22 protein-coding genes are annotated in these 23,669 nt (G+C 42.1%); 16 read left to right on the top strand and 6 right to left on the bottom strand.

Features of this window, described 5'->3' with window-relative positions:
* Positions 1–14: 14 nt before the first annotated feature.
* Positions 15–791: a peroxide stress protein YaaA gene (gene yaaA / locus VCA1004_RS02245; protein WP_086982224.1), complete on the top strand. Its 777-nt coding sequence runs from the start codon at positions 15–17 to the stop codon at positions 789–791.
* Positions 792–1,160: 369 nt separating this feature from the next.
* On the opposite strand, the gene srmB is transcribed toward yaaA, so the two are convergent.
* The gene (srmB, locus tag VCA1004_RS02250; RefSeq protein WP_086982225.1) at positions 1,161–2,393 is read right to left on the bottom strand and encodes an ATP-dependent RNA helicase SrmB; all 1,233 of its coding nucleotides are present in this window, start codon (positions 2,391–2,393) and stop codon (positions 1,161–1,163) included.
* 132 nt (positions 2,394–2,525) lie between these two features.
* On the bottom strand, positions 2,526–3,236 hold the full coding sequence (locus VCA1004_RS02255) for a tRNA1(Val) (adenine(37)-N6)-methyltransferase (RefSeq protein WP_086982226.1): 711 nt from the start codon (positions 3,234–3,236) through the stop codon (positions 2,526–2,528).
* A 280-nt stretch (positions 3,237–3,516) separates the two neighbouring features.
* Between VCA1004_RS02255 and brnQ the strand changes: the two genes are divergently transcribed.
* Entirely contained in the window at positions 3,517–4,839 is a 1,323-nt protein-coding gene (brnQ, locus tag VCA1004_RS02260) for a branched-chain amino acid transport system II carrier protein (RefSeq protein WP_086982227.1), read from the top strand.
* A 157-nt stretch (positions 4,840–4,996) separates the two neighbouring features.
* On the opposite strand, the gene fldB is transcribed toward brnQ, so the two are convergent.
* Positions 4,997–5,515, bottom strand: a complete 519-nt coding sequence (fldB, locus tag VCA1004_RS02265) for a flavodoxin FldB (RefSeq protein ID WP_086982228.1) — start codon at positions 5,513–5,515, stop codon at positions 4,997–4,999.
* A gap of 204 nt (positions 5,516–5,719) precedes the next feature.
* On the opposite strand from fldB, the gene xerD reads away from it, so the two are divergent.
* The 7 genes from xerD (at position 5,720) to VCA1004_RS02300 (ending at position 14,101) form a co-directional block, all read left to right on the top strand.
* The gene (gene xerD / locus VCA1004_RS02270; RefSeq protein WP_086982229.1) at positions 5,720–6,628 is read left to right on the top strand and encodes a site-specific tyrosine recombinase XerD; all 909 of its coding nucleotides are present in this window, start codon (positions 5,720–5,722) and stop codon (positions 6,626–6,628) included.
* 27 nt (positions 6,629–6,655) lie between these two features.
* Positions 6,656–7,420 carry a bifunctional protein-disulfide isomerase/oxidoreductase DsbC gene (dsbC, locus tag VCA1004_RS02275; protein WP_232012612.1) on the top strand — a complete coding sequence of 255 codons (765 nt, stop codon included), beginning with the start codon at positions 6,656–6,658 and terminating at the stop codon, positions 7,418–7,420.
* A 29-nt stretch (positions 7,421–7,449) separates the two neighbouring features.
* Entirely contained in the window at positions 7,450–7,749 is a 300-nt protein-coding gene (gene yqfB, locus VCA1004_RS02280; protein ID WP_232012632.1) for a N(4)-acetylcytidine aminohydrolase, read from the top strand.
* Between the two features lie 101 nt (positions 7,750–7,850).
* Positions 7,851–9,620: a single-stranded-DNA-specific exonuclease RecJ gene (gene recJ / locus VCA1004_RS02285; RefSeq protein ID WP_086982231.1), complete on the top strand. Its 1,770-nt coding sequence runs from the start codon at positions 7,851–7,853 to the stop codon at positions 9,618–9,620.
* Positions 9,621–9,823: 203 nt separating this feature from the next.
* Positions 9,824–10,922 (top strand): peptide chain release factor 2 gene (prfB, locus tag VCA1004_RS02290; RefSeq protein WP_126000517.1). Its coding sequence is split into 2 segments (ribosomal slippage): positions 9,824–9,898 and positions 9,900–10,922, totalling 1,098 coding nucleotides; the frame shifts between segments, so codons are not numbered across the junction.
* Between the two features lie 104 nt (positions 10,923–11,026).
* Positions 11,027–12,550: a lysine--tRNA ligase gene (lysS, locus tag VCA1004_RS02295; RefSeq protein WP_086982232.1), complete on the top strand. Its 1,524-nt coding sequence runs from the start codon at positions 11,027–11,029 to the stop codon at positions 12,548–12,550.
* Between the two features lie 219 nt (positions 12,551–12,769).
* Positions 12,770–14,101 (top strand): sigma-54-dependent transcriptional regulator, encoded by a 1,332-nt coding sequence (locus VCA1004_RS02300; protein WP_086982233.1) that lies wholly within the window; start codon positions 12,770–12,772, stop codon positions 14,099–14,101.
* 68 nt (positions 14,102–14,169) lie between these two features.
* On the opposite strand, the gene VCA1004_RS02305 is transcribed toward VCA1004_RS02300, so the two are convergent.
* Positions 14,170–15,204 (bottom strand): NADP(H)-dependent aldo-keto reductase, encoded by a 1,035-nt coding sequence (locus VCA1004_RS02305; protein ID WP_086982234.1) that lies wholly within the window; start codon positions 15,202–15,204, stop codon positions 14,170–14,172.
* Between the two features lie 158 nt (positions 15,205–15,362).
* Between VCA1004_RS02305 and VCA1004_RS02310 the strand changes: the two genes are divergently transcribed.
* Positions 15,363–15,671, top strand: coding sequence for a DUF6482 family protein (locus VCA1004_RS02310; RefSeq protein WP_086982235.1), 309 nt, complete (start codon positions 15,363–15,365; stop codon positions 15,669–15,671).
* A gap of 45 nt (positions 15,672–15,716) precedes the next feature.
* On the opposite strand, the gene mutH is transcribed toward VCA1004_RS02310, so the two are convergent.
* The gene (gene mutH / locus VCA1004_RS02315; RefSeq protein WP_086984608.1) at positions 15,717–16,388 is read right to left on the bottom strand and encodes a DNA mismatch repair endonuclease MutH; all 672 of its coding nucleotides are present in this window, start codon (positions 16,386–16,388) and stop codon (positions 15,717–15,719) included.
* Between the two features lie 593 nt (positions 16,389–16,981).
* Between mutH and rppH the strand changes: the two genes are divergently transcribed.
* From rppH to VCA1004_RS02345, 6 genes are all read left to right on the top strand, one after another.
* Positions 16,982–17,497 carry an RNA pyrophosphohydrolase gene (gene rppH / locus VCA1004_RS02320; RefSeq protein WP_086982236.1) on the top strand — a complete coding sequence of 172 codons (516 nt, stop codon included), beginning with the start codon at positions 16,982–16,984 and terminating at the stop codon, positions 17,495–17,497.
* 38 nt (positions 17,498–17,535) lie between these two features.
* The gene (gene ptsP, locus VCA1004_RS02325; protein WP_086982237.1) at positions 17,536–19,785 is read left to right on the top strand and encodes a phosphoenolpyruvate--protein phosphotransferase; all 2,250 of its coding nucleotides are present in this window, start codon (positions 17,536–17,538) and stop codon (positions 19,783–19,785) included.
* A gap of 147 nt (positions 19,786–19,932) precedes the next feature.
* Positions 19,933–20,787, top strand: coding sequence for a prolipoprotein diacylglyceryl transferase (lgt, locus tag VCA1004_RS02330; RefSeq protein WP_086982238.1), 855 nt, complete (start codon positions 19,933–19,935; stop codon positions 20,785–20,787).
* Between the two features lie 3 nt (positions 20,788–20,790).
* Complete coding sequence (locus VCA1004_RS02335; protein WP_086982239.1) at positions 20,791–21,642, top strand: thymidylate synthase; 852 nt, start codon at positions 20,791–20,793, stop codon at positions 21,640–21,642.
* Positions 21,643–21,750: 108 nt separating this feature from the next.
* Positions 21,751–22,650, top strand: a complete 900-nt coding sequence (gene nhaR, locus VCA1004_RS02340; protein WP_086982240.1) for a transcriptional activator NhaR — start codon at positions 21,751–21,753, stop codon at positions 22,648–22,650.
* 31 nt (positions 22,651–22,681) lie between these two features.
* Complete coding sequence (locus tag VCA1004_RS02345) at positions 22,682–22,978, top strand: ArsR/SmtB family transcription factor (protein WP_086982241.1); 297 nt, start codon at positions 22,682–22,684, stop codon at positions 22,976–22,978.
* A gap of 152 nt (positions 22,979–23,130) precedes the next feature.
* Here the strand turns inward: VCA1004_RS02345 and rpsT are convergent, their stop codons facing one another.
* Positions 23,131–23,391 (bottom strand): 30S ribosomal protein S20, encoded by a 261-nt coding sequence (rpsT, locus tag VCA1004_RS02350; RefSeq protein WP_086982242.1) that lies wholly within the window; start codon positions 23,389–23,391, stop codon positions 23,131–23,133.
* Positions 23,392–23,669 lie beyond the last annotated feature (278 nt).

Below are 23,669 nucleotides of genomic sequence, written 5' to 3' on the forward strand. Positions count from 1 at the left end.
TAAATGGATTGAATATGCTGATTTTGGTTTCCCCTGCTAAAACCTTAGATTATGAATCACCACTGCCAACTACCGAGCATACTTTACCTGAGTTGACAGAGCATTCGGCTGAACTGATTGAAGTCTGTCGCCAATTGACGCCACAAGATATCGCCAGCTTGATGAAAGTGAGTGATAAAATTGCAGGCCTTAATGTAGCGCGTTTTGCACAATGGTCGCCGCAATTTTCGTTGGAAAATGCCCGCCAAGCGCTCTTTGCTTTTAAAGGTGATGTATATACTGGGTTAGAGGCTGAGAGCTTATCTGACGAGGATATCCATTATGCGCAGGCTCATTTACGTATGTTGTCTGGTTTATATGGATTATTAAAGCCTTTAGATCTCATGCAGCCTTACCGTTTAGAAATGGGGACGAAGTTAGCCAACTCTCGCGGTAGCAACTTATACCAATTTTGGGGTGATATCGTAACCAATAAAGTGAACGAAGCCCTACAGCAACAAGGTGATGATTATTTGGTGAACTTGGCGTCGAATGAATACTTCAAATCGGTTAAGCCGGCGAAAATCCAAGGCAACATCATTACCCCAGTATTTAAAGACTGTAAAAATGGCACTTATAAAGTGATCAGTTTTTATGCCAAAAAAGCACGCGGCATGATGGCGCGTTACATCATTGAAAATAAAGTAGACAGTCTCGATAAGCTAAAAGCATTTGATAGTGCGGGTTATTTCTTTGTCGCCGCAGAATCAACGGATACGGAGTTGGTGTTTAAGCGGGAAGAGCAACACTAAGACCGTTTAATTTAACCTCTGCTGCGGATAACTAGAAGTCACTCAATATACACTTTGGGCGCCTAACTTCGTTAAAATCAACGTAATAGGGCTGCTATTGACTTATGATTTTGCCTTGTTATTCATCCCAAATTGCAGCATTGAGAGAAAGTAACCAACCCTAGGTACCTGATAGATGTTTTTATCACATATATCAATAGGTTAGAATTTTTATTGTGATACTCTGATCCACAATTGAGGTTAATTTATGTGATTGGTCTCAATCTAAAGCCTGAATATACTGATAAAAATAAAAAAGGAGCACCTTATGGCGCTCCTTTTTTATAAACGGATTGGCTTTAATAACGCAGCTGAATTATTACAAGCGAGTTACTTTTTCTTACCAGTCTTTTTCTTCACGTTTGATTTCTTTTTCGTCTCAGCGGATTTTTTCTTCTTTTTCTTGAACGTTGGTTTTTTCGCTTTTGGACGTAAGTCTTTAATGTAACGCTCTTTAATTTCATCTTTGGTATAGCGCATAACTCGCTCAATCATAGGCTGGTCATGGGCTTCGATAATCGAAATGGCATTACCTTTTTTACCAGCGCGAGCAGTACGACCAATACGGTGTAGGTACACATCGGCCGTGCGTGGCATGTCATAGTTGATCACATGGCTGACATCCGGTAAATCGATACCACGTGCCGCTACGTCGGTGGCAATCAAGACGTTAACCTCACCATCACGGAAACGCTGAATCGCATTGTTACGACGGTCTTGTGGCATTTCACCTTGAATCCAAGAGCAGACGATTTGCACACTTTCTAATTGACCACGCAGCTCGGCTAAGCGCTCACGAGTTTTGACGAAGATAATACTACGCTCAGCTTGATCGGATAAAATGGCTTTTAATAACGCTAATTTATGCTCGGCATTATCGGCGCGATGGTACCACTGAGTGATTTTTTTACGTTCACGACGTGAAGGGTCGGCTTCAATTTTGACCGGGTTTTTAAGCAGATCTTCAGTAAACCCTTCGACGCCTTTACCTTCTAAAGTGGCAGAGAAGAGTAAGGTTTGTTTACGCCAGCGGCACTCGGCAGATAAGCGGTCGACCACTGGGCCAAAACCCATGTCCAACATACGATCCGCTTCATCGAGAATTAACCATTCGATCGCGCGGCAATCAAAGCGTTCGGCTTCAATGTATTCCATTAAACGACCCGGTGTGGCCACTACGATGTCTTGGGTAGTGCCTAAGATATCCGCATGTTCTTGATACATAACACCACCGGTAATGGTGAAAATATTCAAGTTGGTATTTTTGGCTAAAGCACGTGCTTGATCGGCAACTTGCATGGCAAGCTCGCGGGTCGGCGTTAGGATCAATACACGTGCGGGACCTGCTTTTTTACGTGGAAAGTCTTGTAAATATTGTAAAGCAGGTAAGACAAAAGCTGCGGTTTTGCCTGTACCTGTCGGAGCAGACGCTAACACATCTTTGCCATCAAGCGCTTGTGGAATGGCGTCCGCTTGAATTTGGGTTGGGCGCTCAAAGCCCATTTGTTCAATGGCTTCAATAAGGTTTTGGTCTAGATCGAGTTCAGCAAAGGTTCTGATCACGGTATATCTCCGATAAGCCACATGGCTTTAGCATTAGGGTTCAAAAAAACAAACCCTTGCCATAGGCAAAAAAGGTTTATTAAAACGGTCGCGCATTATACTGCAAGATCGTGATTTCAGCGAGCGATCTCTTCACGACATCTTGAGATAAAAATCACGCGTTAAGTTGATAAATTCGGCGGTATAGTGATTATCTTGCCGTATGGTTAACTGAGTCTGCTGAGTCTCGGTAGGATACCTTACTAAGGTAAAGAGTAAGCGATAAGCAGGCTTTCTCTGGGTGGTGTTCACCTGACATAGCTGTTCGACAAACCATCCTTGCTGCTGCGCCATAGCGATAAACTCTACGCCTTCCGCATTAGGTAAGATAAAACTGGCACCGCCCTCATGTTTGAGGAGTCGCTGACAGGCGGTTAATAACTCAAGATGAGACAAATTGTGAGTATGTCTGGCGGTGGCTCGGGCTTGCCAGTTCGAGGTGACGCCTGAATTAAAATAAGGTGGGTTACAAATAATATGGTCAAATGTCTCTGGTGGGGTAAATGCTTGTACGGCGATGTGTTCCAGCGTGATTCTGGATGACCAAGGACTATTTTGAATGTTGATTGAGGCCGCTTGAATGGCATCGTCATCAATATCAAGGGCTGTGATAGTGGCGTGTTGAGTACGTTGCGCACACATCAAGCTTAATAACCCGGTTCCGGTTCCTATATCCAAAATTCGACTGTGCTCGGTAATGCCCGCCCACGCACCTAATACGATGCCATCAGTACTTACCGCCATGCCAGATTGACCACCATAGATCGAAAATTGTTTTAAATGAAAATCTTTAGTTTGCTTCATATTTAGTCTAAGTCACTGATTTTTTATTAGGTGATGGTTTTATGTTCTATTTCGTGCTTGTTTTGTTTGTTAATTGTTAAGCGATTCGTGCTTATTACTTATTAAATACTAGTGATAATAACTGCCTTTTGTTTATTTTGTTGCTATTTTGTGGTGTTTTATTGCTGTTTACTTGCGTAATGAGTTTGTTTTGTTCATTATTCTTCGCTTCTTTATTGGCTGGGAGAGGGGGTTTTTCTAGCCAAGTGACACTTCATTACTATTAGATTAAGGGTTTATTTTGAACCAAAAGTTAAAAATAACCGATATTTTGGCCTTAGGCTTCATGCTGTTTGCCTTTTTTTTAGGCGCTGGGAATATCATTTTTCCGCCTCTTGCAGGGCAACTTGCAGGTGAAGAGGTTCTGCCCACCATGTTGGGTTTCTTGAGTACCGCTGTTGGGTTGCCGTTGTTAGGTATTATTGCCATTGCTCTAGTGGGTGGTGGTTGGGATAAATTAACCCAAGACCTACCTAAAACGGCTGCAACCATAGTCGCGGTATTGTTCTTTATTATTATTGGTCCTGCCTTTGCCGCGCCACGTACCGGATTGGTTGCTTATGAAATGGGATTAAAACCTTTTATTGCAGAGCCATCACAAATCCATTTAACCATTTTTTCGATTACCTTTTTTGTTATTGCGAGTATGTTTGCTTGGTCACAAGGTAAATTACTCGATGTGATAGGCAAGGTACTGACACCGGTTTTATTTCTCGGTCTATTGGTACTTTCTGTGATGGTTTTTGTTGAGCCTCAAGGTGAGATTGCGGCCGCACAAGCCAGTTATCTGACTCAGCCTTTTAGTACCGGTTTTCTTGATGGTTACAATACTATGGATACCTTTGCATCCTTGATGTTTGGTACTTTAGTCATTGAAGCATTACGTACGAAAAAAATCACAGAAAAACGTGCGATAACTCGTTACGTGATCTTCGCAGCCTTCATTGCGGCAGGTGGATTAGCTCTGGTTTATGTATCTTTATTTTATCTTGGTGCCACGAGCAGTACGATTGCTGCTGGACTGGATAATGGCGGCGCAATCTTAAGTGTGTATGTACAGGCATTATTTGGTACGGAAGGACAATTAGTCCTCACGACCATTGTTTTATTGGCGTGTTTGACCACTTCGATTGGTTTGATTTCTGCATGTGCTGACTACTTTAGCTCTTTATGTTCAGTAGGTTATAAAGCGTGGGTTGTGATTGTTGGTGCGGTTTGTGCCTTGGTGGCTAATGTGGGGTTAACTCAGCTTATTGCGCTATCAGTTCCCGTATTATTTGCCTTGTATCCGGTTGCCATTGCGATCGTCTTGCTGACTTTGGTGCGCTCTCGCTTGCCAAATCGCCCACTGGCTTACCGTGTCGTTGTTTGCGTGTCATTGCTTTTCGCTTTAATCGACGCGGCTAAAGCTTTAAGTATTGATACCAGTGCCTTTACGTTCTTGCCTCTTTATGACTACGGTATGGCGTGGATGCTACCAACCGTGATTGCGATTGCTGCCATGTTAGTTGTTCCTAAAGCGCAAGCTCGTCAATCTGAAGAATTAGTAGAAGATATAGCGTAAGTCTTACCTTATCTCAGCGACAAAAAAGGCAGAGAGATGTGAATGATCTCTCTGCCTTTTGTGTTTTGGTATTTAACCTTATTGGTCAATTACTTTGATTTTAAAAGAAGTTGTATTCCGAGAGTGCGGTATTGAGTGACTTCTAGTTAACCGCTGCTTACATTGCGTCGTAATATTGAACTAAAATCTGTTCACACCAAGCATCTAGTCGCTCATCGGTTAATTCATATTGCGAATCTTCATCTAAGGCTAAACCAACAAAGTGGCTATTATCAGCGGTTAAGGCTTTCGATTTTTCAAATTGATAACCTTGATTTGGCCAATAACCAATGAAGTTAACGCCCGTGGGAGTGAGTTCGTCGTGTAACATCCCCATCGCATCCAGAAACCATTCGCCATAGCCTTCTTGATCGCCGAGTCCGAATAATGCGACGTACTTGCCGTTTAGAGATAGCCCATCGATTTGCTGCCATACCGCGCTCCAATCTTCTTGAATCTCACCGAAATCCCAAGTGGAGATACCTAAAATAAGAAAATCATAATCTTGCATTGCTGCGACTGGCGTATCTTTGATGTTGTAGATATCGACTAACTCTTCACCAATGATAGCGCGTATTTTTTCTGAGACCATTTCGGTGTAACAGGTGCTAGAACCGTAGAATAAACCAATCTTCATAAGTATTTTTTGATCATTTGATGAATTTTCGCTTTATTGTAGCGATAAAGTTAACGGCTTTATAGCGTCTTGTTTCTTTAAAATAATGCTATTTCATTTTCCGACATGAGTTATTAAGGCGAGGCATGAAATGTAGTGGTAATTGTTTGCGGCCTGCCGTACCCTCAACGGGTAAATGACAGAGGTTGAGTTAGGTGAAAAACGATGGTGGCAGTGAAGCAATCAGAATTATCTTTCGTGGAACGTTTTCTTGATGCGATATGGTTAGAACGAGGGTTATCCGAAAATACCTTGCAGTCTTATCGTCATGATCTCGATAAATTAATTCATTGGTTGCAAGATAAATCGGTGTCGGTTTTAGAGGTGACCACTTTTGATTTGCAAGCCTATCAAGCTTGGTTGGTTGAAAAAGAATTTAAACAAACCTCGCGCGCGCGAATGTTGTCTGCAATTCGGCGTTTCTTTCAATATTTAACGCGTGAAAAATTGCGTACCGATGACCCTAGTGCGTTATTAATTGCGCCTAAATTACCCAAACGTCTACCGAAGGATTTATCGGAACAGCAAGTTGATGCGTTATTAGCCGCTCCGATTGTTGAAGACCCGCTCGAATTACGCGATAAAGCCATGTTGGAATTATTGTATGCCACTGGGCTGCGTGTCACAGAGTTAATCAGTTTGACCATGGAGAACATGAGCTTACGCCAAGGTGTGGTGCGAGTGATGGGGAAAGGGGGAAAAGAGCGTTTAGTACCAATGGGAGAAGATGCCATTGAGTGGATTGAGACCTATTTAGAGCAAGGTCGGCCAGCACTCCTTGGTGAGAAGAGTTCTGATGTTGTGTTTCCTAGTAAACGAGGCCAACAAATGACACGGCAAACCTTCTGGCATCGGATTAAGTTTTACGCCCAACATGCCGGCATTGATTCAGATGCGCTCTCGCCCCACGTGTTGCGTCACGCCTTTGCGACTCACTTATTAAACCATGGCGCGGATCTCAGGGTGGTGCAAATGCTACTCGGTCATAGTGACTTATCGACCACACAAATTTATACTCATGTCGCAACAGAACGATTAAAACAAATTCATCAAGAACATCATCCTCGTGCTTGAGGTGTGATTTATTTTTTAAGGTGTGTTATGCATTTATTTTCTTTCGCGAAGGCCATGCGTCGTCGCTTCGTGTTATTTCAAGGTTTACTTGCGTGCTTGGTTGCCGTGGTCAGTGTGTCTAGCCATGCCGCTGAGGCCAATAAAGATGAAATTAGCGCTCGTTTTATTAATCTTGGCATCATGGTGATGGACGTTGCAGCTTCACCGATTGATGGCTTGTATGAAGTGACTACCAACCAAGGCTTGTTTTACGCTTCTGAAAATGGGGACTTTTTCATTCAAGGAAAAATGTATAGCCTCGATAAACAAGGTAATTTTACCGATTTACTCGCCAAGAAATACGCGAAGCAAGTTGAGAAATTTACCGATGATATGATCATTTACAAAGCCAAAGATGAGAAATATGTGGTGACGGTTTTTACCGATATTACTTGTGGTTACTGCGTAAAATTACATAAAGAAATGCAGAAATATAACGATGCTGGCATTACGGTTCGCTATATGGCTTATCCACGTCAAGGACCAAGAGGGGAAGTGGCGGATGCGATGGCAAAAGTGTGGTGTGCTGATGATCGCAAACAAGCCTTAGATGATGTGAAATTGAACCGCAATTTTGATTTTAACTCTAAGCATTTACCACAGTGTCAACAGATGATCGTTGACCAATATGCCTTTGGTGCACAATTAGGAATCAATGGTACGCCAGCCATTTTATTGTCGAATGGGCGTTTAGTTGGTGGCTACTTACCGGCAGACAAACTTTTAGAAGCGTTAAAGGCTGAAAATTTATAATGGATAATAAAAGTAACATCGCGACCGAAATGACTTTTTTTGCGCGCTTTGAAGCTGATATCGTTGCCGGTAAGAAGACCATTACCATTCGCGATGAAGCCGATAGCCATTATGCGCCGGGTTCTATCGTATCTGTCTCGACACAAGAGCAAGGCCGTGTCTTTTGTCGTTTGAAAATATGCTCAGTGACGCCGATTCATTTTTCAGAGTTGAATGAATATCATGCCCAGCAAGAGAATATGACCTTGCCGCAACTACAAGCGGTGATTCAAGAGATTTACCCGGGGCAACAATCTTTATATTTAATTGAATATCAATTACAAGCCTAGTGCTGATTTAAGAAGTTAGGGTGAGTGCTTACTTACTTTAACTTCTTAATGATCACTTATTATTGCTTGGCTTAATCCACGTTTAACAACTTAAGATTATTATGACTACCATTCTGCGCCGACCCGATGTTGACCTGACTCTTTTACCCGAGTCGATTCCTGCCTTATTAAGACGTATTTATATCAATCGAAATATCTCCGATGTGGGGCAATTAGAGAAAGGGGCGAAAGGCTTGCATTCGTATCAAGCATTGCATGGCATTTCTCATGCGGTGACTTTGTTATTTCAGGCGATTAAAGATCAGCAGCGCATTATCGTGGTGGGTGATTTTGATGCCGATGGGGCAACCAGCTCAGCCTTATCGGTACTCGCGATCCGAATGCTTGGCAGTCACAATGTTGATTACTTGGTCCCGAATCGTTTTGAAGACGGTTATGGATTGAGCCCCGAAGTGGTTGAACAAGCCATTGCTCGTGGCGCGCAAGTGATCATGACAGTGGATAACGGGGTCTCATCGATTGAAGGGGTTAAGTTTGCCAAGCAACACGGGTTGACGGTGATTGTGACCGATCACCATTTACCAGGCTCGGTCTTGCCTGAAGCTGATGCGATGGTCAACCCGAATTTGCAGCAATGCGCTTTCCCATCTAAAGCTTTGGCTGGGGTCGGCGTGGCGTTTTATTTAATGCTAGCGTTACGTGCTGAAATGCGCGCTCAAGGCTGGTTTACGCAGCAACAAATCCCAGAGCCAAATTTAGCCGAGCTGTTGGATTTAGTGGCGTTGGGCACGGTTGCCGATGTGGTGGCCTTAGATGATAATAACCGCATTTTAGTCCATCAAGGTTTACAGCGCATTCGTGCCGGTAAAGCGCGTCCAGGGATTCAAGCGTTGATTGAAGTGTCGAAACGGGACGCCAAACGTTTGGTTGCCGCCGATTTTGGTTTTGCTCTTGGACCAAGAATTAATGCCGCTGGACGCTTAGAAGACATGTCGTTTGGGGTCGAGTTGCTCTTGTGTAATAACATTCATGCGGCTCGTCGTATGGCTAATGAGCTGGATGGCTTAAACCACATGCGCCGTGAAATAGAACAAGGCATGAAGCAAGAAGCAATGGCATTTTGTGAGCGTATTCTTAATGCCGGAGGTGATCTATCCGATACGTCTTCATTGCCTTATGGATTGACACTTTTTCAAGCTGATTGGCACCAAGGGGTAATTGGTATTTTAGCTTCACGGATCAAAGATGAATTTCATCGTCCAGTCATTGCTTTTGCTGATGGTGGCGAGTTAGCCGATGGGCAAGCGTCGCTAAAAGGCTCTTGTCGTTCGATTCCGGGTCTTCATATGCGTGATGTGTTGGATAAAATCGACACTTTATACCCAGGTATTATTGTTAAATTCGGTGGTCATGCGATGGCCGCAGGCCTGACGATTTATCAAAATAAATACCAAGAATTTTCGCAATTGTTTGATTTAGCCGTACGGGAAGAACTGGACGAATCGGCGCTAGAAGGGGTCGTTCTTTCCGATGGTGAATTAACGCCTGAAGAGTTTTCTATGCACACTGCCGAATTGTTACGTGCTGGTGGCCCATGGGGACAAGCCTTTCCTGAGCCAGTATTTGATGGCGACTTTAAACTGCTTCACCAAAAATTAGTGGGCGAAAAACATCTTAAATTGATGTTAGAGCCTTTATTTAAAGGACATCCGACAGGGATCATGGTGGATGGGATTGCATTTAATGTCGATTTACGTCGTTGGCCAGATGCATCAGTGAAAACCGTACATTTAGCGTATAAGCTGGATATTAATGAATTTCGTGGTAATCAATCGCTGCAATTAATGGTTGAGTATTTAGAAGCAAAATAGTTAATGCGGATGATCCGTTGGAGTGACTGATTCCTCTTTGATTGATTGACGAGGCGCTATTTGGCTTTCATTTATTTTTTGTGGTTGATTTCTTCGGCGGATTAACAACAAAACTCCTGTATATTCGCAAGGTATTTAGGTAGAATTTCGCGCCTATATACGTATAAGAAATCCCCAATCTCTTAAATAAGTGATGAGTCAACATGTTTGAAATCAACCCAATTAAAAACCGTCTACAGGACGTTGCTGAGCGCACCAATGTTCTGAGGGGGTATCTTTGACTATGATGCTAAGAAAGAGCGTCTAGAAGAAGTTAATGCCGAACTTGAACAACCCGATGTGTGGAACGAACCTGAACGTGCACAAGCGTTAGGTAAAGAGCGTTCAGCATTGGAAGCTGTCGTTGAAACGATTGATCAATTGGATCAAGGTTGTGATGATGTTGAAGGCCTACTTGAGCTTGCCGTTGAAGAGCAAGATCAGGAAACCTTTGATGAGATCGAACCTGAGCTTGCAGAACTGGAAGCGAAACTTGAGAAGTTAGAGTTCCGTCGTATGTTCTCTGGCGATCATGATGCCTCCGATTGTTATATCGACTTACAATCAGGTTCTGGTGGTACAGAAGCGCAGGATTGGACATCCATGATGTTGCGTATGTATCTGCGTTGGGCTGAAGCTAAAGGCTTTAAAACCGAAGTGATTGAGGTGTCAGAAGGCGACGTTGCCGGCCTTAAAGGCGCAACAGTTCGTATTTCTGGTGAATACGCTTATGGTTGGTTACGTACCGAGACTGGGGTTCACCGTCTTGTTCGTAAATCTCCATTTGATTCAGGTGGTCGTCGTCATACTTCATTTGCCTCGGCGTTTATTTACCCTGAAATTGATGACAACATCGAGATTGATATTAATCCTGCTGATTTACGTATCGATGTTTATCGTGCGTCAGGGGCTGGTGGTCAGCACGTAAACACCACCGAATCGGCGGTACGTATTACCCACGTTCCGACCAATATTGTAGTGCAATGTCAAAACGATCGTTCGCAACACAAAAACAAAGATCAGGCAATGAAGCAATTGCGTGCCAAATTGTTTGAATTTGAACTGCAAAAGCAAAATGCGGAAAAACAAGCGAACGAAGATTCTAAGTCTGACATTGGCTGGGGAAGCCAAATCCGCTCGTACGTACTGGATGATTCTCGTATTAAAGATCTACGTACTGGCGTTGAGAACCGTAACACTCAAGCAGTGTTAGATGGTGACCTCGATAAGTTTATTGAAGCGAGTTTGAAATCAGGCTTATAAAGCAACGAGTTTCAAACGACTAAGAGACAATTTCCTCTTCTATTTGGCTAATGCTTAGCGAGATAGAAAATAGAAGATAACCAAATTATAAATAAGGGCACATGATGACTGAATCAAACAGCCAGCACCAAATTGATGCAGTAGAAGAAAATAAACTGATTGCCGAACGCCGTGCAAAATTAGACCACATTCGTCAAAGCTGTAAAGCCAATGGTCACCCAAATGACTTCCGTCGTGAACATTTAGCCGGTGATCTTCAAGCTGAGTTTGGTGAAAAATCTAAACAAGAGTTGGAAGAACTAAACCATATTGTGGCCATTGCCGGTCGTGTGATGGCGAAACGTGGTCCTTTCCTTGTATTGCAAGAAACTTCTGGCCGCATTCAAGCGTACGCTGCGAAAGATGTACAAAAAGAATTAAAAGAGAAATACCAAGGTTTAGACATTGGTGACATCATCGGTGTTAAAGGCGCACTGCATAAATCGGGTAAAGGAGACCTTTACGTCAACATGGAATCGTATGAGTTGCTTACCAAAGCACTGCGTCCATTACCGGAAAAATTCCACGGTCTAACAGACCAAGAAATGCGTTACCGTCAGCGTTATGTCGATCTTATCGTTAACGAAGATTCACGTACCGCATTCATCATCCGCTCTAAGTTGGTGATGGCAATTCGTAACTTCATGGCGAAAAAAGGCTTCTTAGAAGTAGAAACCCCAATGATGCACGTGATCCCTGGTGGTGCGACAGCGCGTCCATTCATCACTCATCACAATGCGTTAGATATTGATATGTATCTACGTGTAGCACCAGAGCTGTACTTGAAGCGTTTGGTTGTTGGTGGTTTTGATCGCGTATTCGAAGTGAACCGTAACTTCCGTAACGAAGGTTTGTCACCACGCCATAACCCAGAATTCACTATGATGGAATTCTACATGGCGTACGCTGATTACAAAGATCTGATGGATCTAACCGAAGAGCTATTAAGTACGGTTGCTGTGGAAGTGTTAGGTAACACTGCAATGCCTTATGGCGATGAAATGGTTGAATTTGGTGGTCAATACGCTCGCATGAGTATGCTGGAAGCGATCAAGCACTACAACCCAGATCACGCTGACATCCAAGCGCTAACAGAAGAAGGCGTAAAAGATCGCGATCTTATGGTGAAAATTGCCAAATCGGTGCATGTAGAAGTGGAAAGCTTCTGGACATGTGGTCAGCTTCTTGAAGAGATCTTTGGTGAAACTGCCGAACCTAAACTGATCCAACCAACCTTCATTACCGGTTACCCAGCGGATATTTCGCCACTGGCTCGTCGTAGCGATGACAACCCATTCTTCACCGACCGTTTTGAGTTCTTCATTGGTGGTCGCGAAGTGGCGAATGGTTTCTCTGAGCTGAATGATGCAGAAGATCAAGATGCACGCTTTAAAGCGCAAGTAGAAGCTAAAGATGCTGGCGATGATGAAGCGATGTTCTACGATGCAGACTACATTACTGCACTGGAACACGGCCTACCACCAACAGCAGGTCAAGGTATTGGTATTGACCGTTTAGCGATGTTATTTACTAATACTCATACTATTCGTGACGTGATCCTATTCCCAGCAATGCGTCCACAGCAATAATTTTCGTTATTGATTTTGATATAAACCCACCGTCTCATTGGTGGGTTTTTTTTAAGTAAAATTCGCAAGATTCTTCCCCACCACCTATTTTTAGTAAATAAAAGCAATATCACAAAGCTAAGAAAGTGTTACATAGCCTTATCTCTACAGAGCTGTATATTATAGTTTAACCTAATAATAGCCTAATTATTGAGCAGTGGATGAGATGAAGGATAGAGAATGATGAATCAATTTCGAATGGACTCAATACCGGGATCACTGTTAATTATTGGTGGTCGTCATGAGACGTGGTATGACAATCTGACTTTAGCTGGCTGGAAAGTTGAGCAGTGTACAGACTTAAGACAAGGTCAATCTATGATAGAACGGATAGGGCCTTGCATTGGTTTAGTGGATCTTACCCATGATAACTTTAGCCTCAGCGCTATTGCCTATTTGGCCAATAATAATAAACATGTACGCTGGATGGCTTATATCAACGAGCATCAATTGAATAGAGATCCTATTTGCCAGTTTATTGTGCATTATTGTACGGATTTTTTTTCAGCACCAATGCCGGTAAAACTGTTATTGAGTAGCATTGGGCATCAGTTAGGAATGTTAAAATTAGAAAAGAAAGTATGGCCTGACTGTGTGATGGACAAACAAGCGCGCTTAGTTGGAGATTCACTTTCAATGAAACGACTAAAAGAGCAAATCCAGCGCATCGCTCCGACTGAGACTAGCGTTATTATTTCTGGGGAAAGGGGAGTTGGAAAAAGCTTAGTGGCTAAATTAGTTCATGAAGCATCCGGCAGAAATAAAGGTCCCTTTGTGGTGGTCTGTGCGAGTGCCTTATCTGAGAAGCGTTTTGAAAAAGAAGTTTTTGGGATTGGTCGCGAGTCACATCAAACAGATTTTGTCACTAAATTAGAAGAAGCTCATGAAGGAACATTGCTGATTAAAGATATTGGTGCCTTGGCAATGAGCCAACAAAATCATTTATTGCAGTTTATTCATTATCCAGCTATTCCAACCTCGAAAGGTGAAAAAGTTATTAATACTAGAATACTTGCAACCACTTATAATGATCTTGAGCAAAGCGTCAAGGATAAGGAGTTTTCTTCAGACTTGTTGTATTTATTGAAAATTTTAAAGATTAATATGACACCTTTAAAAGAGCGTGCGAGTGATATTTCTGCTTTGGCCAATTATTATCTTGTGCAGTTTAGCCGTGAATATTCAAGCCAAGTACGCAGTATCTCCCGGCAAGCTTTAACCATGTTGGTTCAATATCATTGGCCGGGTAATGTTAGAGAACTGGTTAATCAGATGAAGCGTGCGGTATTGATGTGTGAGGGAACCATTTTAGAACCAGACCATTTTGACCTTCCCACTCAAAATCAACACGTTCGTAGCTTAAAAGTGATTCGAGAAAATTCAGAAAGAGAAGCTTTAATACAAGCGCTAGAGACTTACCATGGACAAGTGGCGCTCGCAGCAAAGGAATTGAAAATTTCCAGAGCAACCATGTATCGGTTACTCAGTAAATATAAAATTATTGCCGATTAATACTAAACGCTGGTGGGGTAAGTGATACCACCAACGTCTAATAATACTTCACCATTCTCAATGCATTTTTAAGGGCAAGGATTGGAGTATTTCACGCCCACCTCGTACAAATCTCGCAAGACTTCATCGCTTAATATCGTATCGATACTGTTAATGTTGGCTTCCAATTGTTGCATATTAGTCGCCCCAATAATTGTTGATGCGACAAATGGACGTTGATTGACAAAAGCTAAGGCCATTTGTGCCGGATCAAGCCCATGTTGGTGTGCGATATCAATATAAGCTTGAGTCGCCTCAATCCCTTGTGGCGTAAAATAACGGACAAACCGTTCAAATAATTGGCAACGAGATCCTGCTGGACGCTGATTGTTAAGGTATTTGCCAGTTAAGGTGCCAAAAGCCAGTGGCGAGTAGGCGAGTAACTCTACTCCCTCATGGTGAGAAATTTCGGATAAGCCAACTTCAAAACTACGATTAAGCAGACTGTAAGGGTTTTGGATAGAGATCACTCTAGGAAGATCATGCTTTTCAGCTAATCGAAGTAAAGTCATTAATCCCCAAGGCGTTTCATTCGATACCCCGATATAACGTGTTTTTCCTGCTTTCACCAGTTCGGCTAACGCTTCTAATGTTTCGATTAAGGTAACTTCTTGTTGTTCATCAATATAGGGATAATTGAGCTGACCAAAGCAATTGGTTTGTCGTTGTGGCCAGTGGATTTGATAAAGGTCGAGATAATCGGTGTTGAGCCTTTGCAAACTGGAATCGATCGCTAAATGAATATTACGGCGATCGAGGCTGATATGATCGCGAATATGGGATAGTCGGCCGGGGCCTGTCACTTTCGATGCGAGGATGATCTTTTCACGCTTGCCAGATTTCTTTATCCAATGACCAAGGTATTGCTCAGTTAAACCTTGGGTCTCTGGCTTTGCTGGAACGGGGTACATTTCAGCGGTATCGATTAAGTTGATCCCTCGTTCAAGAGCATAATCTAACTGGTGACACGCTTCCGCTTGAGTATTTTGTTCACCATAGGTCATGGTGCCTAAAGCAATCTGGCTAACTTCAAGAGTGGAATGTGGGATCTTATGGTATTTCATTGCACATCCTTGGCTTATTGTCATTAAAGTGAATTCCAATATATAGGAAAAGCACAAGAGTATGAAGTAACCGCTAATATGATCTAGACTGATCATAACGGTCAAAGATCAATCGAGCATATCGTATGCTTTTTCCCGACTCAATAGTGGGAGATACTATGAAAAAACAGCAATTAGATCATTGGTTACAAGCCAGCCAAAAAGAACATATTGAGCCACCAAAAGTGTTTGTGGTTAGTTGTGCTGATTTGTCGCAATATTCGTTAGCCGTAGAATACAAACACCGCCTCGAACCGATTACTGAGCAAGATCGATTAGCGTATTTTAATTCGATAGAATCAGTAAAAGAGGAGTTGAAGAAGCTAGGCTTTACCAGTGCTTACTTAAGGTTACACAATGCTTATGATGAATGTGGGGCGGAAGAAAGTGCGCTGTTTCAGGACATTAAGCTTCATTTAGCGTCTTAAGTCGCTGCCAGTGAGTGCGTTGAGGATAAGCTAAGCTTGCCTGGATTAATTTAAGTTGAGATGGCGCATCAAGATCTCTGCCGTAAATTGTGTGCGTAGATAAAAACCTCTTGGTAAGGTTTTGATGGGCTGACCTGCTGAGCTGTATGCCTCGGTCACCACTTTACTGTTGGCTGCTTTAGGACGTAATTGCATTACTGCGCCATGCTTAGCTGTGATTTGCTCAACTTTACCTAACACAATAAATTCCATAAGTTCTTCCCAATCTTGCTTTAACAACAATTCTTCTGCTGGACTAGGAGACCACAGTAACGGACGGCCAACCCGCCTTTCTGCTAAAGGAATCTCTCTTTCTCCTTCGACAGGAACCCATAAAACTTTAGCTAATTTATGTTTTACATGACTATTTTCCCAGGTCAAACCATGCACCCCAGTTAAGGGAGCAACGGATACAAACGTGGTTTCTAATGGTTTACCGGTAAAGCTAATGGGAATAGTTTTTAATTCTATGCCTAAGTGTTCAAAGTCGGGCTGTGCTTTACTGCCTGATTCCGCCCCTAAATGCCACTCTATCAGTTGTCCAACCCAACCTTTTTCTCTTTTTAAGTTAGCGGGTACAGCAATACCAGCCATACTAGCTAGGCAAGCAAAGGATTGACCAACCAGCTGATTGGCTCGTTGCATTAATTCAAATTCGGTTTGTGGTAATAGCGGCATAACAAGCATCGAGTTGTGAAATCTGGCGTTATTGTACAACATTTTAGAATGGATCTTATTATTGAGAGAATTTTGTTAGTTATCCACAAGATGGTCAGTGTTTATCATTAATCATGCAATTAGCGATCATTTTATTCACATAGAACACGATGTTTTGTTAGGTATGAAGCCTTTTTGAACGTTTTTTCCTCATTATTTGTGGATAATATCAAGCATGGTGGATCTTTGACCGATCTGTGTTTACAAATGATCCTAAAGATCCAGGGTGTGTTTAAAATATGAGCTTTTTTGTTTATCTTATTGTTTTTATAGATTTTTAACTTATTTTTGAATGGTTTTTATACGGTTGGTTCTGATGGTTAAATCACCCATTAATTCCTTTACTCATTTTCTTCACACATTTATTCACAGAAATAGTGAATAAATCCCACATTATGCTTAGATTTGTGTTGATAACTTATGTTTTGAGCGATTTTTAAAGTAAAAGTGTCAGATGAGCAATAAAAAATGCGATATTGTGCACTTGAAATTTGCCCCTTTTGTGGATATGTGAAAAAATCACTGCCAACAGAGATTTATATTAGAGGTTAGCCGTGATAGATGGCGATGGTTACCGCTTAAATGTGGGAATTGTAATATGTAACAACCATGGTCAGGTATTCTGGGCAAAACGATACGGGCAGCACTCTTGGCAATTTCCACAAGGTGGCATAGATGACGGCGAAACACCGGAACAAGCGCTATTTCGAGAATTGTATGAAGAGGTTGGGCTAACAAAAAATGATGTGAAGATCATCGGAGTCAGTCGCCATTGGCTAAAGTATAAGTTGCCAAAGCGTTTGGTTCGATGGGACTCCAAGCCCGTATGTATTGGCCAAAAACAGAAATGGTTTTTACTGCGTTTAGAATGTGATGAATCCAATATCAATATGAACCGTGGTCGAACCCCTGAATTTGATGGTTGGCGTTGGGTGAGCTTTTGGTACCCAGTCAGACAAGTGGTTTCTTTTAAAAGAGATGTGTATCGGCGAGCAATGAAAGAATTTGCTTCTATCGCCATGCCATTTAGAGAACCTAAAATAAAAGGTAAGCGTAAAATGCGTCGATAATGTCTTTCTCTTAAGAGAGAGTAACAAGGGGGGAATGAATGCTGATTCAACTGAGGGAGATTGTTGAACAAGTCTCTAAAGCCGACGATCTTCGTCAAGCTCTAGATATTTTGGTCAAGGATACTTGTCAGGCAATGCACACCGAGTGCTGCACCGTCTATTTAGCCAATAATGAAAAAAGCCGACTTGAGTTGATGGCGACTCAAGGGCTTAAGTTTTCCGGTCAGACGATTCATATCCCTTTTACCGAAGGTTTAGTTGGCTTAGTACGTCGTAGTGCTGAGCCATTAAACTTAGCCCATGCCCAAAATCATCCCAATTTTAAATATTTTCCGGAACTTGGTGAGAATATTTATCAATCCTTTCTCGGTACGCCGATCATTCATCGTCGCCAAGTACTGGGAGTGTTAGTGATTCAGCAGCGCTCCCCTCGCTCGTTTAGTGAAATAGAAGAATCATTTTTAGTGACTCTCGCAGCGCAACTTGCTGTGATTCTTGCCAATGCAAAAGCACAAGGCCAATGGCAATTAAATAAGAGCCGAGTTCACTCTTATAAAGGCATTGCCGCTTCTTCAGGGATCGCGATTGGTAAAATTTGGTGGGACGATACCCATCCGGATCTTTCTAAGATCTCTCCTGCATCCTGTTTGGATATCAATAAAGAACAAGAATGGCTAGCGTTAGCCATTGAAAATGCCATTGCGGATTTTCGCCGCATGCGAAAGCGTTTTGATAATGAATTAAATAAAGACACTTTAGCCATTTTTGAATTGTTTATTCACTTGCTGCACGATCCTATGTTGCGTGCCGATCTCAACAAAAAAATTGCAGATGGTGACCGAGCCGATTGGGCTCTCAGGCAAGTCGTTGAGTTATATTCAGAACGCTTTGCGAAAATGAGTGATGCCTACTTACGAGAACGTGCCAATGATATTCGAGAGCTTGGTCAACGATTGTTGTATTTTTTACATAATAGCGAAGCAAGAGATCCGTTAATTAAAGAGCCGATGATCTTGGTGGTGAGGGAGCTGACAGCATCAATTTTAGCGGCGATTCCCAAAGATAAATTATTAGCCGTCATTTCGATGGAAGGGGCTGCCAACTCACATGCGGCTATTTTATCTCGAGCATTAGATATTCCAGCAATTATGGGGGTGCAAGTTAAACCGGAATTGATCTCTGGAAAGTTGGGGATTGTGGACGGTTATAGCGGTGATATTTTTGTTGAGCCTGCCTATCAACTTTTAAATGAATATCGTTCATTAGCAACAGAGGAAGAAGAGTTATCTGAGTTAGTCGCACAAGAACTGGCGCAACCCGCTGCGACCAAAGATGGTCAGCGAGTTGAGCTTATGCTAAATGCCGGTTTAAGTGCCGATACTAATATTGCGGTTAACCAAGGTGTTGATGGAGTTGGGCTTTATCGCACCGAAATCTCGTTCTTACTACAAAATCGTTTTCCATCAGAAGAAGAACAAACCCAGCAATATAAGACGATTTTAACCACTTATCCCAATAAACGAGTCGTGATGCGTACCTTGGATATTGGTGGAGATAAAGCCTTACCTTACTTTCCTATTGAAGAAGACAATCCTTTTTTAGGTTGGCGTGGGATTCGATTTACACTTGATCATCCTGATATTTTTCTTATCCAACTCAGAGCTATGCTCAAAGCCAGTTCCGGCTTAAATAATTTAAATATTATGTTGCCGATGGTATCCGGATGTCAGGAGATTGATCAATCATTGACGCTGATAGAGCAGGCCTATAAAGAAGTAACGACGTTAGATCCTAATATTTGTCGACCTCAAGTGGGGATTATGCTTGAGGTCCCATCTATGCTGTATTTATTGCCTTTAATTGCCGATAAAGTGGATTTTGTGTCAGTGGGCACCAACGATCTTACTCAATATTTATTGGCGGTTGATCGTAATAATGCTCGTGTTTCTGATGTCTATGAATATGTCCATCCCTCGGTCGTCAGAGCGCTTAAACACATTCATGATATGTGTCAGCAGCATCAGTTACCGGTATGTATTTGTGGAGAACTGGCTGGAGACCCTATCGGTGCCTTATTATTGATTGGCATGGGCTATCGTTCATTAAGCATGAATACTTCTAATGTTGCTCGTATTAAATATATTTTACGAAAATCTCAGTCAGAAGAATTACAAGCCTTATTACATCAAGCGATGCAGCAAGCTTACGGAACGGATATTTATAATTTGGTTTTCCAATATTTAGAAGAGAAAGGATTAGCCGGTTTTATCCGAGCCGGTAAGAGCTAGCCTGAGACTTTTATACTGCAACTGATTTGGGTTTACTTTATGATACCGTTCATTCAGTAAGCCCTATTATTTTATGGCACTAATGACGGTTATTTCGGTCATAAGTAGTCACTATTTTTGATTATTAACGAGAACAGAGAGACTTTTATGAGTCAGGGATTTTTGGTTTTCCCACAAATTGATCCAATCATTTTTTCCATTGGTCCGATTGGCGTTCGCTGGTATGGATTGATGTATTTACTTGGTTTTGCCTTTGCGATGTATGTGGCTAATAAACGTGCCGATAAACCTGGTAGTGGTTGGACACGAGAACAAGTTTCGGATCTGTTATTTGCCGGTTTCTTAGGGGTGGTTTTAGGCGGGCGCATTGGTTACGTTCTGTTTTATGGTTTCGATTACTGGATGGCCGATCCTCTGTATATTTTTAAAGTATGGACCGGCGGCATGTCGTTCCATGGCGGATTACTGGGCGTGATCACTGCAATGTGGTGGTATGCACGTAAGCATCACCGTACTTTCTTTAGTATTGCCGATTTTATTGCGCCATTGGTTCCTTTTGGCTTAGGAGCAGGCCGAATTGGTAACTTTATTAATGGTGAGTTATGGGGGCGAGTGACAGAGGTACCTTGGGCGATGATTTTCCCAACGGGTGGCCCTTATCCTCGACACCCATCACAGCTATATGAGTTCTTGCTTGAAGGTGTGGTGCTGTTCTTAATTCTACATTGGTTTATTCGTAAGCCTCGACCAGCTGGAGCGGTATCAGGGTTATTCTTAATCGGTTATGGTGTCTTCCGTTTCTGCGTAGAGTTTGTGCGTGAACCCGATGCTCAACTTGGCTTATTTGATAACTTTATTTCAATGGGGCAGATTTTATCGACCCCGATGATTATAATCGGCGCATTGATCATGATTTGGTCTTATAAGACTCAAAAGCCGACAATTGATTCCAGCCGTCAAGAAAGTGAACGCAAACCAAGCAAAGCCGTAAAAGGAAAATAACTTGTGAAACAATATCTAGAACTATGCCAACGTATTATTAATGAAGGCCAATGGGTTGAAAACGAACGAACTGGAAAGCGTTGCTTAACCATTATTAATGCCGATTTAACCTATGATGTTGGACATAATCAGTTTCCACTCGTCACCACTCGTAAAAGCTTTTGGAAAGCAGCGGTGGCGGAATTACTCGGTTATATTCGCGGTTATGACAATGCGGAAGACTTTCGTAAATTGGGCACAAAGACTTGGGATGCCAATGCGAACTTAAATCAAGCTTGGCTCAATAATCCTTACCGAAAAGGTGAAGATGATATGGGGCGAGTTTATGGCGTACAAGGCCGACAATGGGCCAAACCCGATGGTGGTCATATTGACCAATTACGTAAAATTGTTGATGACTTAACTCGTGGCGTGGATGACCGTGGTGAAATTTTAAATTTCTATAATCCGGGCGAGTTCCATATGGGCTGCCTACGCCCATGCATGTATAGCCACCACTTTTCGTTGCTCGGTGATACATTGTATTTAAATAGCACACAACGCTCTTGTGATGTTCCGCTGGGATTGAATTTTAATATGGTGCAAGTGTATGTCTTTTTAGCCATTATGGCGCAGATCACCGGTAAAAAAGCCGGAGTGGCTTACCATAAAATCGTCAATGGACATATTTATGAAGATCAATTGGCACCTATGCGCGATATCCAATTAAAGCGTGAGCCATTTGCTGCGGCAAAATTTCACATTAATCCAAAGATAAAAACATTAGAGGATTTAGAAACCTGGGTAACGTTAGATGATTTTGAAGTCACCGATTATCAATGCCATGAGCCGATAAAATACCCATTTTCAGTGTAATTAATTCATTTTTAATCAGCCTCTATTTGCGTGAGTAAATAGAGGCTTTTTAATTACTCGAAAAAACCATATTATGCATGAATAAGCTATCGTTTTTTCGAGGGAATAATGTCACATTTGAATTACAACCATCTTTATTATTTTTGGATGGTATGTAAACAGGGATCGGTGGCTAGAGCTGCGGAAGCGCTATTTTTAACGCCACAAACAGTGACCGGCCAAATCAAGGCGTTTGAAGATCGCATGAACGGCAAATTGATGAAGAGAAGTGGGCGTAGTGTTGAGCCGACGGAGCTTGGTCAATTGGTTTTCAAATATGCCGATAAAATGTTTGGCCTTAGTTATGAAATGCTGGATATCGTCAATTATTCACAGCAAGCTAATGTTTTATTTGATGTTGGCGTAGCCGATGCGCTCTCTAAGCGTTTGGTCAGTAAAATTTTATTGAATACGGTGCCGGACGATAACAGTATCCATTTACGCTGTTTTGAATCGACTCATGAATTGTTATTAGAACAGTTGTCTCAACATAAATTGGATATGATTTTATCGGATTGTCCGGTGGATTCGAGCCAAAGCCCTGGGTTATTTAGTAAAAAACTTGGGGAATGTAAGATGAGTTTTTACTCTTCTCAAGCGATCGTTGATGGCGATTTTCCCGCGATATTAAATCAGCGGAAGTTATTGATCCCGGGACGACGCACCTCGATGGGAAGAAATGTGATGCATTGGTTTGAAAGATTGGGTATCACCCCTAATATTTTAGGAGAATTTGACGATTCAGCGTTAATGAAAGCATTTGCTCGTTACCACACTGAAGCGATCTTTCTTGCACCGAATTTATATGCGGCAGAAGTCGATGATGAGTTTCCATTGCATTTAATTGCAGAAGTGGATGATTTAAAAGAAGAGTATTATGTGATTTTTGCTGAACGAATGATTCAACATCCATCAGTAAAAAATGTATGTGATGCAGATTTTAGCGAATTATTTAAAGTCACGTTATGATAACGCGCTGGACAATGAGTGAGGCAGTATCATGGATCTAAATAAGATGGAACGTAATCTTTCACAAGCGGTGGTCTTGTTAAAGGCGATGGCCAATGAGAATCGACTACAAATTTTGTGCATTTTGCATGAAGATGAATTGTCGGTTGGAGAGTTGTGTGAAAAGCTACCTTTGAGTCAATCGGCTCTTTCCCAACATCTTGCTTGGTTGCGCCGTGATGGGTTAGTCAGTACCCGTAAACAGTCACAAACCGTGTACTACTCATTACAAAGTGATGAGGTAAAAGCATTGATTGAGCAGTTGCATCAACTCTATTGTAAAAAATAATTTTTCGAGAAACGAGAAACGAGAAACGAGAAACGAGAAACGAGAAACGAGAAACGAGAAACGAGAAACGAGAAACGAGAAACGAGAAACGAAAATTATAGATATAAAAAAACCGGCCTGAGCCGGTTTTTTAGCAATTAAGCAATTTAAAATTAAAGAGCTTTGATCGCTGCAGTAAAACGAGACTTATGACGTGCAGCTTTATTCTTATGAATAAGGCCTTTAGTCGCCATGCGGTCTAGTAATGGTGTTGCTTCAGCTAGTGCAGCTGTTGCAGCTTCTTTATCGCCTGCAGCAATTGCAGCGATAGTTTTTTTCATGTAAGTGCGCATCATAGAACGACGGCTAGCGTTGTGCTGGCGACGTTTCTCAGCTTGGATAGCGCGCTTCTTAGCAGATTTACTGTTTGCCAAGGGTCTAACTCCCAAAAAACTTTAGTTCGGTGACAATTTAAGGGCGAGGACTATGCCTTTTTCCCAAAAAAAAGTCAACAGATTTGTGCAAAAACCAATCTTTACCAAACAAAACTTTGGTGAAGTATGGCTATCGCGGTTAAGATGGCGGGGATTCTATCAGCATTTGCATACCAATGCTATTAATTATCTCATTACAAAGCCACTTGGTAAGACGAAATTACTTCTAATTATTAGGAGTGAGAGTTTTAGGGGCTTGTCGTCATTTATATTCATTT

Source organism: Vibrio aphrogenes (assembly GCF_002157735.2).
Taxonomy (GTDB): Bacteria; Pseudomonadota; Gammaproteobacteria; order Enterobacterales; family Vibrionaceae; genus Vibrio; species Vibrio aphrogenes.